This window comes from Serratia sp. AKBS12 (genome assembly GCF_024793895.1).
In the GTDB taxonomy this organism is placed as follows: domain Bacteria; phylum Pseudomonadota; class Gammaproteobacteria; order Enterobacterales; family Enterobacteriaceae; genus Serratia_F.
Genome location: NZ_JANUSB010000015.1, coordinates 1,118,720 through 1,134,460, shown reverse-complemented (window position 1 = coordinate 1,134,460; position 15,741 = coordinate 1,118,720). Strand labels below are relative to the sequence as shown.

The following is a 15,741-nucleotide window of genomic DNA, read 5'->3' as shown; positions in this document are numbered from 1 at the left end:
TATTGCCGGTTGGACGGAAATCTATTCTGCGCCTACGCCGGTGGGCTGCACGGGCGGTGGAAGGGAAAAATACCCGATGGCGCTATCATATTGTGTAAAAAGAGGGTTGACATTACCGCCGCGAACCAGTTAACTAGTACACAAGTTCACGGCATTGACCGTGTTGAATATCCCGTCGGATGATAACCAGAGAGAGCATAAAAATGAGCAAACAGACTTCTCTTCTTCGTTGGTGGCGTACCTCCCTTTCGCGGGCGGTGTAATCGCATACCTGTCATCTGACACTGCAGATTCTCCAAGCCCGCCGTTACGCGGGCTTTTTTATGGACAAAATTTAACTGGAACCACCGATAATGACCAAACCACAACTGACATTGCTGAAGGCCGAAGCCAGTTATCGCGGCGATCCCACCACCATTTTTCACCAGCTGTGCGGCGCACGTCCAGCCACCCTGCTGTTGGAGTCCGCGGAAATCAACAGCAAGCAAAACCTGCAGAGCCTACTGGTGATCGACAGCGCGCTGCGCATCACCGCGCTGGGCCCTCGGGTCAGCATGCAAGCCCTGACCGCCAATGGCGCGGCCCTGCTGCCGCTGCTGGACGAAGCGTTACCGGCAGAAGTGAATAATCAAGCGCGGCCAAATGGCCGTGAGCTAACCTTCCCGCGTATTGACGCGGTACAGGACGAAGATGCCCGTCTGCGTTCATTGTCGGTGTTCGACGCATTGCGTACGCTGCTGAAGGTGGTGGACTCACCGGCAGACGAGCGTGAAGCCATGATGCTTGGCGGCTTGTTTGCTTACGATCTGGTCGCCGGTTTCGAAGATTTGCCTGAGCTGCGCCACGACCAGCGTTGCCCTGATTTCTGCTTCTACCTGGCGGAAACGCTGCTGGTACTGGACCACCAGCATGGCGTTGCCCGCCTGCAAGCCAGCGTATTCACCGGCGACAATGCCGAACGGCAACGCCTGCAACAGCGCCTGCAACAGGTTCAGCAACAGCTGAAGCAGGCGCCGCAGCCAATCCCGCATCAGACATTGGCAGACATGCAGTTGAGCTGCAACCAGAGCGATGAAGAATACAGCGCAGTGGTCAGCCACATGCAACAGGCTATCCGTCAGGGTGAAATATTCCAGGTGGTGCCGTCGCGCCGCTTCTCGCTGCCGTGCCCGGCACCGTTGGCAGCCTACCAAACGTTGAAGGACAGCAATCCAAGCCCTTACATGTTCTTCATGCAGGACAACGACTTCACGCTGTTCGGCGCCTCGCCGGAAAGCGCGCTGAAATATGACGCCAGCAACCGTCAGATCGAGATCTACCCGATCGCCGGCACCCGTCCTCGCGGGCGGCGTCAGGACGGCTCGCTCGATCTGGATCTCGACAGCCGCATTGAACTGGAAATGCGCACCGACCATAAAGAGCTGGCGGAGCATCTGATGCTGGTTGACCTGGCGCGCAACGATCTGGCACGCATTTGTACCGCCGGTAGCCGTTACGTCGCCGACCTGACCAAAGTCGACCGCTATTCTTTCGTCATGCATCTGGTGTCTCGGGTGGTCGGCAGCCTGCGTAGCGATCTCGACGTGCTGCACGCCTATCAGGCCTGCATGAATATGGGCACGCTGAGCGGTGCGCCCAAAGTACGCGCCATGCAACTGATTGCCGCCTCCGAAGGCAGTCGTCGCGGTAGCTACGGCGGCGCGGTGGGTTACTTCACCGCCACCGGCGATCTCGATACCTGCATCGTCATTCGTTCGGCCTATGTCGAAGACGGCATTGCCACCGTACAGGCCGGCGCCGGCGTGGTGCTGGACTCCATACCCCAGGCGGAAGCCGATGAAACCCGTAACAAAGCCCGTGCCGTGCTGCGTGCCATCGCCACCGCGCATCATGCCAAGGAGGTATTCTGATGGCCGATATTCTGCTGCTCGACAACGTCGATTCCTTTACCTACAACCTGGTCGATCAACTGCGTTCCAGCGGCCATCAAGTGGTGGTTTACCGTAATCAGGTTGCTGCCGAGGTGATCATTGACCGTTTACAGCAGATGACGCAGCCGGTGCTGATGCTGTCGCCCGGTCCCGGAACCCCGGCCGACGCCGGCTGTATGCCGACACTGCTGCAACACCTGCGCGGCCGGTTGCCAATTATCGGTATCTGCCTTGGTCACCAGGCGATTGTCGAAGCCTATGGCGGCCATGTCGGTCAGGCCGGCGAGATCCTGCATGGCAAAGCGTCTGCCATCAGCCACGACGGCGAGGCGATGTTCAACGACATGGCCAACCCGCTGCCGGTGGCACGCTACCACTCGCTGGTCGGCAGCAACATCCCGGCAGCACTGACCGTCAACGCCCAGTTCGGCGATATGGTAATGGCGGTACGGCACGAGGCCGATCGCGTATGCGGCTTCCAGTTCCACCCCGAATCTATTCTGACCACCCAGGGCGCACGTTTGCTGGAGCAAACTCTGGCCTGGGCGCTGGCGAAGTAAGCAGAGGACACATTGATGCAATCTATTCTTGAGAAGCTGTACCGTTCAGAATCAATGGACCAGCAGGAAAGCCAGCAGTTATTCAGCGCCATCGTGCGCGGTGAGCTGGAGCCAAGCCAGTTGGCCGCCGCTCTGATCAGCATGAAGATCCGTGGTGAACGCCCGGCAGAGATCGCCGGCGCAGCGCAGGCGTTATTGGCCGATGCCCAACCGTTCCCACGGCCCGACTACGCATTTGCCGATATCGTCGGCACCGGCGGCGACGGCACCAACAGTATTAATATTTCCACCGCCAGCGCATTTGTGGCGGCGGCCTGCGGTGCCAAGATCGCCAAACACGGCAATCGCAGCGTCTCTAGCCGTTCAGGTTCTTCCGATCTGCTGGCGGCATTTGGCATTCGCCTGGATCTGCCGGCAGAGCAGGCGCGCAAGGCGCTGGACGAACTCGGCGTATGTTTCCTGTTTGCGCCGCAGTATCACACCGGGTTCCGCCATGCGATGCCGGTTCGCCAGCAGTTGAAAACCCGTACGGTGTTCAACGTGCTGGGCCCGTTGATTAACCCGGCACGCCCGCCGCTGGCGCTAATTGGCGTTTACAGCCCGGAACTGGTGCTGCCGATTGCCGAAACTCTGCGCGTGCTGGGTTATCAGCGCGCTGCGGTGGTGCACGGCGGCGGTATGGACGAGGTCGCCATCCACACCACCACCCAGGTGGCCGAACTGAACAACGGCGAAATTGTCAGCTACAGTCTGACGCCGGCTTCCTTCGGTCTGGACAGCTATCCGCTGGCATCGCTGCTGGGCGGTTCGCCGGAAGAAAACCGTGACATTCTGACACGGTTGTTACAAGGTAAAGGTGACCCGGCACACGCCGCTGCGGTGGCGGCTAACGTGGCGTTACTGCTGAAGTTATTCGGACAGGAAGACCTGCGCCATAATGCGCAGCAGGCATTGGAGATGATTCATAGCGGACAGGCCTATGAGCGTGTGATCGCTCTGGCAGCAAGAGGATAAATGATGCAGGAAACCGTGCTCAACAAGATTGTTCGTGACAAGGCGCAATGGGTCGCAGCACGACAGCAACAACAGCCGCTGGTCAGCTTCCAGCAGGACATCACCCCCAGCACACGCAGTTTCTACCATGCGCTGCAGGGCACCAGAACGGCGTTTATTCTTGAATGCAAGAAAGCGTCGCCCTCCAAGGGGCTGATTCGCGAAAACTTCGATCCGGTGGAAATTGCCGGCGTCTACCGGGATTATGCGTCGGCGATTTCGGTACTGACTGATGAAAAATACTTCCAGGGCAGCTTTGACTTTTTGCCGCTGGTCAGCAAAACCGTGAGCCAGCCAGTACTGTGCAAAGACTTTATCATCGATCCGTACCAAATCTACCTGGCGCGCTATTATCAGGCCGATGCCATTCTGCTGATGCTGTCGGTGCTGGATGACGATCAATACCGCCAGTTGGCGGCGGTAGCGCACAGCCTCGACATGGGCGTGCTGACAGAAGTGATCAGCGAAGAGGAATTACAGCGTGCGATTGCGCTGGAGGCCAAAGTGGTCGGCATCAATAATCGCGATCTGCGCGATCTGAGCATCGATCTGGATCGCACTCGCACGCTGGCACCGCGGGTGCCGCACGGCGTGACGGTAATCAGCGAATCCGGCATCAACAATTACGGCCAGATCCGCGAACTCAGCCGCTTTGCCAACGGTTTTCTGATCGGTAGCGCGCTAATGTCGGAAAGCGATCTGCGTAACGCCGTGCGCCGCGTGTTGCTTGGCGATAACAAGGTCTGCGGTCTGACGCGGGCGCAAGACGCTGCGGCGGCCTATCGGGCCGGTGCCAACTATGGCGGATTGATTTTCGTCGGCCGCTCACCGCGCTATGTGGACATCAGCCGCGCGCGCGAAGTGATTTCCGGCGCCCCGCTCGACTATGTCGGCGTGTTCTGCGATGCACAGGTAGATACCGTGGCGCAAACCGTTGAACGCCTGGGCCTGAAGGCAGTGCAGTTGCACGGCACGGAAGATCAGCCATACATCACTACGCTGCGCGCCAAACTGCCGTCCTCATGTCAAATCTGGAAAGCGCTGAGCGTAAAAGACCGCGTGCCGGCTCGTGAGCTGCAACATGTTGATCGCTATCTGCTGGACAACGGCGCCGGCGGCACCGGCCAACGCTTCGACTGGAGTGTGCTGCACGGAGAAAACCTCGATAATGTGATGCTGGCCGGCGGCTTGAGCGCCGACAACTGCGTCGAAGCTGCCCAGCTCGGCTGTGCCGGCCTGGACTTCAATTCCGGCGTTGAAAGTACGCCTGGCATCAAGGATGCCGATCGTATCGCCGCAGTGTTCCAGACGCTGCGTGCCTACTGATGACGATATTTAACCAAGTTAATTGACGGGATACATAATGACGCTGCTTAACCCCTACTTCGGTGAATTTGGTGGTATGTACGTACCGCAAATTCTGATGCCGGCCCTGAATCAATTGGAAGAAGCCTTCGTCAGCGCCCAGCGCGACCCAGAATTCCAGGCTGAATTTATCGATCTGCTGAAAAACTATGCCGGGCGACCAACGGCGCTGACGCTGTGCAAGAATCTGACCGCTGGCACCAACACCAAGCTGTATCTGAAGCGCGAAGACTTGCTGCACGGCGGCGCGCATAAAACCAACCAGGTGCTGGGACAGGCGCTGCTGGCCAAACGAATGGGCAAAAAGGAAATTATTGCCGAAACCGGCGCCGGTCAGCACGGTGTAGCTTCGGCGCTGGCCAGCGCCCTGCTAGGCTTGAAATGCCGCGTGTACATGGGCGCAAAGGACGTCGAACGCCAGTCGCCAAACGTGTTTCGCATGCGGCTGATGGGGGCAGAGGTCATCCCGGTACACAGCGGTTCTTCTACCCTGAAAGACGCCTGTAACGAAGCGCTGCGCGACTGGTCCGGCAGTTACGACAAAGCGCACTACATGCTCGGCACCGCCGCCGGCCCGCACCCGTATCCAACCATTGTGCGTGAATTCCAGCGGATGATCGGCGAAGAGACCAAGGCACAGGTGTTGGAACGCGAAGGACGCCTGCCCGATGCGGTTCTGGCCTGCGTCGGCGGCGGCTCCAATGCCATCGGCATGTTCGCCGACTTTATCGACGAAACCAGCGTCGGGCTGATCGGCGTGGAACCGGCCGGCCTCGGGATCGAAACCGGCCAGCATGGCGCGCCGCTGAAGCATGGCCACGTTGGCATCTATTTCGGCATGAAGGCGCCGATGATGCAAACCGCCGAAGGGCAGATCGAAGAGTCGTACTCGATTTCCGCCGGGCTGGATTTCCCTTCCGTCGGGCCGCAGCACGCCTATCTCAATAGCATCGGCCGTGCGGAATACGTGTCAATTACCGATGACGAAGCGCTCGATGCGTTCAAGGCGCTCTCCCGCCATGAAGGTATCATTCCGGCGCTGGAATCTTCTCATGCGCTGGCCCATGCGCTGAAAATGATCCGTGAAACGCCGCAAAAAGAGCAGATTCTGGTGGTTAACCTGTCCGGCCGCGGCGACAAGGACATATTTACCGTTCACGATATTTTGAAAGCACGGGGAGAAATCTGATGGAACGTTACCAGCAACTGTTCAAGCGCCTGGAGAGCCAGCGGGAAGGCTCTTTCGTACCCTTCGTCACGCTGGGCGATCCCAATCCGGCGCTGTCACTGCAAATTATCGATACCCTGATCGAAAACGGCGCGGATGCGTTGGAGCTGGGCATCCCGTTTTCCGATCCGCTGGCCGATGGCCCGACGATTCAAAACGCCGCGCTGCGGGCATTTGCCGCCGGCGTAACGCCCACCCAGTGCTTCGAAATGCTGGCGACCATTCGCCAAAAGCATCCGCAGATACCGATTGGTCTGCTGATGTACGCCAACCTGGTATTCCATAAAGGAATTGACGCGTTTTATCAGCGCTGTGCGCAAGTCGGCGTCGATTCGGTCCTGATCGCCGACGTGCCGTTTGAAGAGTCTGCACCGTTCCGCGCGGCGGCGTTGCGCCATGATATCGCGCCAATCTTCATCTGCCCGCCGAACGCCAGTGACGACCTGCTACGCGAAATTTCCTCACACGGCCGCGGTTATACCTATCTGCTGTCGCGTGCCGGGGTGACCGGCACCGAAAGCCGCGCCCAGTTGCCGCTGCACCATTTGGTCAACACGCTGCGTGAATACCACGCCGCGCCGCCGTTGCAGGGGTTCGGCATTTCCGAACCGTCACAGGTGCGCGATGCATTACAGGCCGGTGCCGCCGGCGCGATTTCCGGTTCGGCGATAGTAAAAATCATTGAACAGCACCAGCAACAACCGGCCGAGATGCTCGCCAGGCTGGGCGCGTTCGTCAGCGAAATGAAGGCCGCTACCCGCAGCTAGGCACAAAAAACACGGCGCGCATTTGAACTCATGCGCGTCTTGTCACACAATAGATCCTGTCCGTAGTTTCAAAAAAAATAACATTGCATGGAGAGTAATTTATGAAGCTATTCAAAACCCTTTCAGCCCTGTGTGCGGCGGCGGTGATGGCAATGGCGGTAAGCGCCTGTGCGCCGACGGCAACCTCTGAAGGAACTGGCGGGTATATTGATGACACGGTTGTGACGACAAAAGTAAAATCAGCGCTGCTGGCGGACAAATCGATCAAGTCGACAGAAATCAGCGTAGAAACCTTCAAGGGACGCGTGCAGCTGAGCGGCTTCGTCAGCTCCAGTGCCGATGCCAACCGCGCGGTACAGGTTACGCGCGGCGTTGCCGGCGTGAAATCGGTGGAAAACGTGATGCAAGTCAAGTAACTATGCAAACAGGGGGAGCCGGACGGCCCCCCTGCTTCAAGCATGGCACAAATCAGAAGCGGTAACCGGCACCGAACATGAACACCCATGGATCCAGACGCGTATCGATGCTGTGATGCTCACCGGCGGCATCGTCAAAGCGAACTTTTGTTTCGATATTCATCCACCACACCGACATGTTCAACATCCAGTGCTCGTCCAGGTTGTAGTCCAGACCGGCCTGCGCCGCCACGCCCCAGGAGTCTTTCAGGCTTAGGTTACTCAACCCGGCACCCTTGCCGTTGTCATTGAACTTTTCGTCAAAGAACGTGGTGTAGTTGACGCCGACCCCCAGATATGGCCGCAGTTTGTCCTGCCTGTCACCAAAATAGTATTGCGCCATCAAGGTTGGCGGCAGTTGATGCACCGTTGCAATGTCACCATTGACGGCTTTGCCGTTCAGCGACACCTTATGCCGAAACGGCGTGGCTGCCAGCAGCTCGATACCGATATTGTCGGTGGCCATATAACCGAAGGTCAGGCCGAGCTGAGTATTATTATCCGCCTTGAACGATCCCTGCCCCAGCACGTCATCCGAGCCGGTTGTCGGACGCACCGTTGCGGTACCCGCACGGAACAGGAAATCACCCGCTTGATGTGCACTTGCCACCATCGGGGCCATCATGGCCGCCAATACCACCAGAGTTGTCTTTTTCATTATCCATTCCATTAGTGTGGTTTACAGACTCGATGAATATACCTACTTCAGGGTATTTATGATCCAATCGAGATCACATCTTATGTGTAAATAAATTAATTCCTACCAAAAACAAGGTTACTTAACTGGTTAATAAATCAAGAATTGATCTGAATCAAAAAACGCCGTGAGCCGCCAGCGGTGTGAAACGCAAAATTTCAGTTGCCAAAGATCGGGCGACTGGGTAGTTTCTTCGCTTCATGTTGGTTTTGGTTGGTGGCCGTAAGGAGTCGGTGGGCAATCAAGATGAGCGAAATACTCAATCCCTGTGTCAGTTGTGGCGCCTGCTGCGCCTATTTTCGAGTGTCATTCTACTGGGCTGAAGCCGATGACGGCGGCGGCATCGTCCCTTCACACCTTACCGAGCCGTTAACCCCGTTTCTGCGTTGTATGCAGGGGACCAATAGCAAGTCCCCACGCTGTACCGCGCTGGAAGGCGAGATCGGTAACGCAGTGTCCTGTTCCATTTATCTTAATCGACCTTCGCCGTGTCGGGAGTTCGATCAATCCGGAGAAAACGGTATTCGCAACGAAGCCTGCGATCGGGCTCGCGCACGTTATGGCCTGCCGCCGCTGCCGGTTGTCATGCCGTTATCATTGCCGCCAACGACAATCGTCGAAGAAATCAGCGTCATGTCACTTGCGGGGTGCCACAGTGAGCCGGAACAGGGTACAATCGCCCACTGATTTGTCTCTGTTCTCGACGCCAAGGAGTCTGCATGCCTATCACGGCTAACACATTGTACCGTGACAGTTTTAACTTTTTCCGTAATCAGCTGGCCAGCATCTTGCTGATGGCTCTGCTGACCGCATTCATTTCGGTATTGCTTAATCAGGTTTTCAGCCCTGATGCCGAGCAGTTGAAGATTTTGACCGCAACGGAAAGCGATTTTGCTACATCCGCAGGGATGGGTATTCAGGACATCATTCAGCAAATGACGCCTGAACAGCAAATGGTGTTGCTGAAAGTGTCGGCTGCCGCCACCTTCTCGGCACTGGTCGGCAACGTGCTGTTGGTCGGCGGTATGCTGACGCTGATTCGTCTGGTGTCACAAGGCCAGCCGGTCAGTGCACTGCGTGCCATCGGCGCGGCAGCGCCGGAATTGCCGCGACTGTTGTTGCTGCTGTTCATCTGCACCCTGGTGATCCAGCTCGGCCTGACGCTGTTCGTGGTGCCCGGGGTGATTCTGGCCATCGCATTTTCTTTGGCGCCGGTGATAAGCTCTGCCGACAAGAAAGGCGTGTTCGCCTCGTTGAAACTGAGCGCCAAGCTGGCCTTCGCCAATGCACGGGTGATCGTGCCGGCGATGATGCTGTGGCTGGCGGCCAAATTGCTGGTGCTGTTCCTGGTCAGTCATCTGTCGGTGCTGACCCCGAACGTCGCCAGCGTGGTGCTGACCGCGCTGAGCAACCTGGTTTCTGCGCTGTTGCTGATTTACCTGTTCCGTTTGTATATGCTGCTACGCGGCTGATAAACAACAGACTTGCACAAGGGCACGCCACGGCGTGCCCTTTTTATTGTATTGCCGCCCGAAGCAATACCAACGTCAACACCAGAGCGTCTGCCCCTCGGCGAGTTCTCCTGCCACAGTTTGCGCCGCCACTTTGCCATTGGTAGCGACAGCCATCGGTGTTGAAGCAGCGCCCAGAAAACGGCCCTGCGTTAGCCGACGTTGCCACGCGGCACGATCTGATTATTATTGGGTATATCGTGCGGCCCACAGTATCAGCGACGACGCTAGGTAAATTCATGCAAATTCTTGCCAAACCGGCAGAAATTCTGCCGCCAAACGCCGATAATCGACAGCTTGCCGCGGTACACAGATCTGGCCGAATCCGGTATAGTCGACCGATGAATAGATGATGGATTGATTTATGAAGCAGTTTCTTGATTTCCTCCCGCTGATTGTTTTTTTTGCTTTTTACAAGCTCTACGATATTTATGTCGCTTCCGGTGCGCTGATCGTCGCCACCGCACTGGCGCTGGTCTTCACCTGGGTTAAATACCGCAAGGTCGAGAAAATGACGCTGATCACCTTCGTCATGGTGGCGGTATTTGGCACTTTAACCCTGGTTTTCCATAATGATTTGTTTATTAAATGGAAGGTCACAGTCATTTACGCGCTGTTCGCACTGGCATTACTGGTCAGTCAACTGGTGCTGAAGAAACCGCTGATCCAGCGCATGCTGGGTAAAGAACTGACGCTGCCGCAAGGGGTGTGGAACAGCCTCAATCTGGCTTGGGCGCTGTTCTTCCTGGCCTGCGGTCTGGCCAATATTTACGTCGCCTTTTGGCTGCCGCAAAGCGTCTGGGTCAATTTCAAAGTGTTTGGCCTGACCGCATTGACGCTGGTGTTCACCTTGCTGAGCGGCGTCTATATTTATAAGCACATGCCCGAAGAACAGAAAAAATAGTTACAAATTTGTTAATGCCCGTTGCCGTTGCCGCGGGCAGTATAATGTGATCCATTTCTCAAAAAGCAGACAGCTATGACACAACAACGACCTTTACCCAGTGGAGAACTGGTACTGCGCACGCTGGCGATGCCGGCAGATACCAACGCCAACGGCGATATTTTTGGCGGCTGGCTGATGTCGCAGATGGATATCGGCGGTGCCATTCAGGCGAAAGAGATTGCCGAGGGCCGTGTGGTCACGGTACGCGTTGACGGCATGACTTTTCTAAAGCCCGTTGCCGTCGGTGACGTAGTATGTTGCTACGCGCAATGCATCCGCACCGGTCGCAGTTCCATTACCATTAACGTCGAAGTATGGGTAAAGAAGGTTTCTTCCGCACCGATCGGTCAACGCTATCGCGCTACCGAAGCGGTATTTACCTATGTTGCGGTCGATGACGAGGGCAACTCGCGCGCGTTACCTGACGGCAAGCGCAACTTCCGCGTCGGTTTTGCCGAATAGCCTGACTGCCAGACAGTAAAAAGGGTCGCGATAATCGCGACCCTTTTCATTTGCAGCCGAGTAAGTATCAGTCCAGTGAAGCGCTGCCATCCAGTTTGAACTGAATGTTGACGATAAGATCCTTGCCCTCTTTGGCTTCATAGCGCCATCTGCGCATCGCCTGCTTCACTTCCCGCTCAAACATGTTGCGCGGTTGCGCGGACAAGATGCGCACGTTGCTGAGGCGACCATCGCTATCTACGTCAAACTGCACTCTGACTCGCCCTTCAATCTGTAACGCTTGCGCACGCGCCGGGTATAACGGAGCAACGCGGTTCAGCGGCTTTGGCCCCTGATTGTGCGAATTACCGGTCACCGGTGCGGTTGGAGCCTGTTTCACCGGCGCTTTGGCAACCGGTTTTGTCGGCGCATCGTTTTCAAACGGCGACGGTTCACGCGGCTCAGCCTTCTTCGGTTCGCGCTTCAATGGTTTTTCGATCTTCGGCTTGGGCTTTGGCTTCGGTTTCGGCTTCACCGGCTCTGGTTTTGGAATTGCCTTGGGTACCGGAGGCGGCTCAGGAATCGGTTCTGGCTCCGGCTCCGGCTCCGGCTGTACTTCTGGCTCCGGCTCCGACTGTGCTGGAGCCGGCGGCGGAGGCTCGGCCAAGGCGGCGGTATCGACCATCATGACGCTGATAGGCGCGTCCTCCGGTTTCGGCAAATCCATCATTTCCTTGACGGACGCATAGAGCAACGCGGCAACCAAGGCACTGTGCAAGCCAACGGAGAGGACAATCGGCACTGACAAACGGCGAATAAGGAACATCTTTTTTAGCGGCATAATGATTCTGTTTCCTCTGGTTCGCCAAGTTTAAATGCAAATAGCAATCATATTCAATAACGAAAGACAAACTATCGCTTCAATCGGCATGTTTCGTCGTTTTAGCTGCTACGAGCCCCAAAAACATTAACTTTCCATGCGCTTTTATTGCCACCAATACACCAATTTTTAACCTTGATGGTACCGATTCAACACGATAAAAAACCCGCCGCAGCGGGTTGTTCTGTCAGGGCGTTCGGCTTATTCATCATCGCCGTAATACAACACGCCAAGTTTGATCAATGGCCGTCCCTGCGCTTTGCGGTGCAGGTTGGTATCACGCAGGGAATAAACGCAGCCGCAGTATTCCTGTTGATAAAAGCGCTCGCGTTTGCTGATCTCGATCATTCGTGAAGCGCCGCCCTTTTTACGCCAGTTATAGTCCCAATACACCAGCTCGGGATACGGCGCGGCCGCGCGAATACCGCAGTCGGTGATTTGCTGCATATTCTTCCAGCGGGATATGCCGAGCGAACTGGAAATGGTGTCATAACCGTGTTCATGGGCATACAGCGCCGTGCGCTCAAAGCGCATGTCAAAGCACATGGTGCAGCGGATACCGCGCTCAGGTTCGTTTTCCATGCCCTTCGCACGGGCAAACCAATTGTCGGTATCATAGTCAGCGTCAATAATTGGCACCCCATGCTCCCGAGCGAAACGAATATTTTCCTCTTTGCGCAGCAGATACTCTTTTTGCGGATGAATGTTCGGGTTATAAAAGAAAATGGCGTAATCGATGCCGGATGCCTGTATCGCTTCCATCACTTCGCCAGAGCATGGCGCGCAGCAGGAATGCAGCAGCAATTTGCGCTTGCCTTCCGGCAGATGAAGTTGTTCTCTGACCAGTTCCGTCATTTCGCTACCCTTTGATTTATGGTGTCCATCATGCGCTCGGCACTATACGAATAAAGGGTAGTCGCTTCAAGGCATAAGCGCCGGCCACGGCAAAAACGGTTTCCTTGATGCCCATTTTGCGCTACTTTGTTTTTACCGTTGTATGGCAATGATTTTAAAGGTGAAAAATGCTTTATCTGATCTATGCACAAGACGTACCAGGCTCGCTGGAAAACCGCCTGTCGGTTCGCCCGGCCCATCTTGCCCGACTGCAGGCCCTACGTGACGAAGGCCGTTTGCTGGTAGCCGGCCCCAACCCGGCTATCGACAGCAACGATCCCGGTACTGCGGGTTTCACCGGTTCAACGGTGATCGCCGAATTTGCCTCTCTGGCAGCGGCTCAGGCCTGGGCCCAGCAAGATCCCTACGTCGCCGCAGGCGTGTATGGCGAGGTGGTAGTCAAACCGTTCAAACAGGTATTCTGAGCACAAAAAAAGCCAGCGCGGAGGTCGCTGGCCAAGGTCTTCGAGGGAATATTTTGTCCGATTACCTTAACCGTCAGCCATTTCTCTCGCCAGCTATCAGTGCGATAGGCATAGGGTAACGTTGGTTATTCTTCCTTAGCGGCAAGGAGGTAGCGTTGCATATCGGCAAACATCGCCTCCCACTGTTGCTGATCGATCTCCATCAGGCCAAAAAATCGCAGCATAAACGCCCCTTCAGTGGCCAGGAAAGCCAGGCGGGCACGCTTGCCCTGCTCACTGGTGACATCCAGTTGTTCAATGCGCCCACGATACCATTCGCGAGTGCTGTCAAGATGTTGCGGCGTTTGTATCAGCGTAGCCATCAGCCCGGCGGCTTTGGCGCTCGAGGCCTGATCGGAGCTGCATGTCGCCTGCATATGCGCCTGCACCCTGGTTAGCGGCGAAGGATCGCTACCGGCTATCTGAGCGAAAACCGCATCATACGCCTTGCCCCAACGTTCAAACATCGCATCAATCAGCGCATCCTTATTGCCAAAACAATACTGTACGCCCCCTTTGGAAATCCCCATTGCTTTGGCAACGGAATCGATGGTCAGTCCTGCCGCTCCCTGAGTGGCCACGATCTCTTCGGCGGCATCCAACACCCGGTCGCGATCGATGCTTCGTTGACGTCCCATTAGGGAATACCCTCTTTTCAATACATACGTATGGATTTATATTATAATCGTTAACCGTGGCCGATGGCCATGGCTCAGCGCCCAGCGACGATAGGGTTCGCGCTGTCTCCTGCTATTAGGACGTTATTATGCATGCAAATAATCGCTGGTTGATCCTGGCGATGGTCTCCACCGCACTTTTTTTGATCATCATCGACATGACGGTGCTGTATACCGCCTTGCCACGTTTGACACAGGCGCTCGACGCCAGCGCGTCAGAAAAATTATGGATCGTAAATGCTTATCCGTTGGTGGTGGCCGGCCTGCTGCCGGGCGCCGGCATGCTCAGCGACCGTATTGGCCATAAAAAAATGTTTATCGCCGGGTTGCCGGTATTCGCCCTCGCCTCTCTATGCGCCGCCTTTTCCATCAGCGCCGAGTGGTTGATCGCAGCCCGCGCCTTTTTGGCCGTTGGTGCGGCAATGATGATGCCCGCCACTTTATCTATCGTACGCCATGTGTTTTGCCAACCGCGGGAACGCGCCCTGGCAATCGGCATCTGGGCTGCGGTGGCGTCGGGCGGTGCGGCGGTCGGTCCGGTGGTTGGCGGCATGTTGCTGGAGTATTTCTGGTGGGGTTCGGTGTTCCTGATCAACGTACCGGTGGTCTTAGCGGTATTACCCTTCGCCTGGTGGCTGATTCCGCACTGCGGTGGGGATAATAAACGCCCCTATGACATCATCGGCTCCCTGCAAATCATGATCGGTCTGGTTGGCACCATTTACGCGCTGAAAGAGCTCAGTAAAAGCCAACCGTCTCTGGTCGCTCTGGTTTGTGCCGGCGCGCTGGGCATAGTGTTCCTGACGCTGTTCGTGCGACGTCAACGACGTGCCGAATTTCCAATGATCGACTTCACGCTGTTTCATAACCGGTTGTTCGCCGGCGGCGTATCCGTGGCCATTCTGTCAATGGTAGCCTTGGTCGGCGTCGAACTGGTGCTAAGCCAACGTTTGCAGTTGGTCAACGGCCTGACCCCATTGCAGGCCGGGCTGTTTATTTTGCCAATCCCACTGGCATCGGCGTTGGCCGGTCCGCTGGCGGGCCTGCTACTGCCGCGCTTTGGAGAATCACGCCTGATTCTGAGCGGCTGTGCGCTGACTACCGTCGCCTTTGTCGGCCTGGTGTGGTGCCACCAGTCCTCGCCGCTGTGGCAACTGACATGGCTGTTTGTTGCCGGTTTTGGTCTCGGGGGCGCAATTACCGCCGCGTCAACCGCCATCATGCTCAACGCCCCGGAAGAAAAGTCCGGCATGGCGGCGTCGATTGAAGACGTTGCCTACGAATTGGGCGGCGTATTGGGTGTGACGTTGCTGGGGGGACTAATGACGGCAATCTATAGCCACAGTTTGCATCTACCGACCGATATGCCGGTCTCCCGTCTGGCGTATGACAGTCTGGATGAAGCACTGCGTCTGGCATGGGCAATGAGCACGGAACAGGCCGCTCAACTGCTCGGCCTGGCGCGTGCCGCCTTCGATAGGGCCTTTGTTGCCGTGTTGACGGCGGCCGCGCTGCTGATGGCTCTGGGATGCGCAGCACTCAGCTACATCATGCGCAAATGAATCGGCAAACAACAAAACAGTCCCCGCAGGGACTGTTTTAGTCTTACCATTCGCAGGATACGGTAAACAGCAACGCCCGACGGTGCTGATCGTCCAATCGCCGCCGCACGCGAATGATGTGCCGGTAATGACATGACTGGCGCTCCAGCCAGCGGTGTCTACGGCGTTGACTCTGCCGCAACATACGCCAACGACCTACTTCATTTCTACTGCGTCTCATAATTACTTCGCCACTTCTGCTTACGATGCCAACCGCCGGCATTATAGACTTTTCTGCCAACGATCCAAGTCAGGCGTCGCTAAGACTCGC

At 56.4% G+C, this 15,741-nt stretch carries 16 protein-coding genes, 1 pseudogene and 1 other annotated feature; of the genes and pseudogenes, 12 read left to right on the top strand and 5 right to left on the bottom strand.

Annotated features, from left to right (window positions below; translation table 11 throughout):
• The first annotated feature begins 224 nt into the window (after window positions 1-224).
• Window positions 225-325, top strand: a sequence feature (Trp leader region).
• A gap of 28 nt (window positions 326-353) precedes the next feature.
• The 6 genes and pseudogenes from NYE85_RS15250 to NYE85_RS15225 all read left to right on the top strand — a co-directional run bounded on the left by NYE85_RS15250 (window position 354) and on the right by NYE85_RS15225 (window position 7,320).
• Window positions 354-1,910: an anthranilate synthase component 1 gene (locus NYE85_RS15250; protein WP_259005580.1), complete on the top strand. Its 1,557-nt coding sequence runs from the start codon at window positions 354-356 to the stop codon at window positions 1,908-1,910.
• A pseudogene (trpD, locus tag NYE85_RS15245) lies at window positions 1,910-3,505 on the top strand (bifunctional anthranilate synthase glutamate amidotransferase component TrpG/anthranilate phosphoribosyltransferase TrpD). Before NYE85_RS15250 ends, trpD begins: the two are co-directional and overlap by 1 nt.
• Before the next feature lie 3 nt (window positions 3,506-3,508).
• Window positions 3,509-4,870: a bifunctional indole-3-glycerol-phosphate synthase TrpC/phosphoribosylanthranilate isomerase TrpF gene (gene trpCF, locus NYE85_RS15240; RefSeq protein ID WP_259006340.1), complete on the top strand. Its 1,362-nt coding sequence runs from the start codon at window positions 3,509-3,511 to the stop codon at window positions 4,868-4,870.
• A gap of 34 nt (window positions 4,871-4,904) precedes the next feature.
• Window positions 4,905-6,098, top strand: a complete 1,194-nt coding sequence (trpB, locus tag NYE85_RS15235; RefSeq protein WP_259006339.1) for a tryptophan synthase subunit beta — start codon at window positions 4,905-4,907, stop codon at window positions 6,096-6,098.
• Window positions 6,098-6,904, top strand: a complete 807-nt coding sequence (trpA, locus tag NYE85_RS15230; RefSeq protein WP_259005579.1) for a tryptophan synthase subunit alpha — start codon at window positions 6,098-6,100, stop codon at window positions 6,902-6,904. The genes trpB and trpA overlap by 1 nt, the downstream gene beginning before the upstream one ends.
• A 101-nt stretch (window positions 6,905-7,005) precedes the next feature.
• A complete protein-coding gene (locus NYE85_RS15225) occupies window positions 7,006-7,320 on the top strand; it encodes a BON domain-containing protein (protein ID WP_004962417.1) in 315 nt (104 codons plus the stop codon).
• Window positions 7,321-7,372: 52 nt separating this feature from the next.
• Here NYE85_RS15225 and ompW read toward each other — a convergent pair whose 3' ends face one another.
• The gene (gene ompW, locus NYE85_RS15220) at window positions 7,373-8,017 is read right to left on the bottom strand and encodes an outer membrane protein OmpW (RefSeq protein WP_088499705.1); all 645 of its coding nucleotides are present in this window, start codon (window positions 8,015-8,017) and stop codon (window positions 7,373-7,375) included.
• Window positions 8,018-8,302: 285 nt separating this feature from the next.
• Here ompW and NYE85_RS15215 point away from each other — a divergent pair, with 285 nt between their 5' ends.
• The 4 genes from NYE85_RS15215 to yciA all read left to right on the top strand — a co-directional run bounded on the left by NYE85_RS15215 (window position 8,303) and on the right by yciA (window position 10,975).
• Entirely contained in the window at window positions 8,303-8,743 is a 441-nt protein-coding gene (locus NYE85_RS15215; protein ID WP_259005578.1) for a YkgJ family cysteine cluster protein, read from the top strand.
• Window positions 8,744-8,775: 32 nt separating this feature from the next.
• A complete protein-coding gene (locus NYE85_RS15210; protein WP_259005577.1) occupies window positions 8,776-9,528 on the top strand; it encodes a YciC family protein in 753 nt (250 codons plus the stop codon).
• 403 nt (window positions 9,529-9,931) lie between these two features.
• Window positions 9,932-10,471 (top strand): septation protein A, encoded by a 540-nt coding sequence (locus tag NYE85_RS15205; protein WP_102991013.1) that lies wholly within the window; start codon window positions 9,932-9,934, stop codon window positions 10,469-10,471.
• A 75-nt stretch (window positions 10,472-10,546) separates the two neighbouring features.
• Complete coding sequence (gene yciA, locus NYE85_RS15200; RefSeq protein WP_039992056.1) at window positions 10,547-10,975, top strand: acyl-CoA thioester hydrolase YciA; 429 nt, start codon at window positions 10,547-10,549, stop codon at window positions 10,973-10,975.
• Between the two features lie 67 nt (window positions 10,976-11,042).
• Here the strand turns inward: yciA and tonB are convergent, their stop codons facing one another.
• On the bottom strand, window positions 11,043-11,795 hold the full coding sequence (gene tonB, locus NYE85_RS15195) for a TonB system transport protein TonB (RefSeq protein ID WP_259005576.1): 753 nt from the start codon (window positions 11,793-11,795) through the stop codon (window positions 11,043-11,045).
• A gap of 240 nt (window positions 11,796-12,035) precedes the next feature.
• Window positions 12,036-12,689 (bottom strand): epoxyqueuosine reductase QueH, encoded by a 654-nt coding sequence (locus tag NYE85_RS15190; protein WP_259005575.1) that lies wholly within the window; start codon window positions 12,687-12,689, stop codon window positions 12,036-12,038.
• Window positions 12,690-12,856: 167 nt separating this feature from the next.
• Here NYE85_RS15190 and NYE85_RS15185 point away from each other — a divergent pair, with 167 nt between their 5' ends.
• Window positions 12,857-13,153: a YciI family protein gene (locus NYE85_RS15185; RefSeq protein WP_259005574.1), complete on the top strand. Its 297-nt coding sequence runs from the start codon at window positions 12,857-12,859 to the stop codon at window positions 13,151-13,153.
• Between the two features lie 125 nt (window positions 13,154-13,278).
• On the opposite strand, the gene NYE85_RS15180 is transcribed toward NYE85_RS15185, so the two are convergent.
• On the bottom strand, window positions 13,279-13,830 hold the full coding sequence (locus tag NYE85_RS15180; RefSeq protein WP_259005573.1) for a TetR/AcrR family transcriptional regulator: 552 nt from the start codon (window positions 13,828-13,830) through the stop codon (window positions 13,279-13,281).
• A 128-nt stretch (window positions 13,831-13,958) separates the two neighbouring features.
• Between NYE85_RS15180 and NYE85_RS15175 the strand changes: the two genes are divergently transcribed.
• A complete protein-coding gene (locus tag NYE85_RS15175; protein ID WP_259005572.1) occupies window positions 13,959-15,431 on the top strand; it encodes an MFS transporter in 1,473 nt (490 codons plus the stop codon).
• A 43-nt stretch (window positions 15,432-15,474) separates the two neighbouring features.
• On the opposite strand, the gene NYE85_RS15170 is transcribed toward NYE85_RS15175, so the two are convergent.
• Window positions 15,475-15,651: a YciY family protein gene (locus NYE85_RS15170; protein WP_071586710.1), complete on the bottom strand. Its 177-nt coding sequence runs from the start codon at window positions 15,649-15,651 to the stop codon at window positions 15,475-15,477.
• Window positions 15,652-15,741 lie beyond the last annotated feature (90 nt).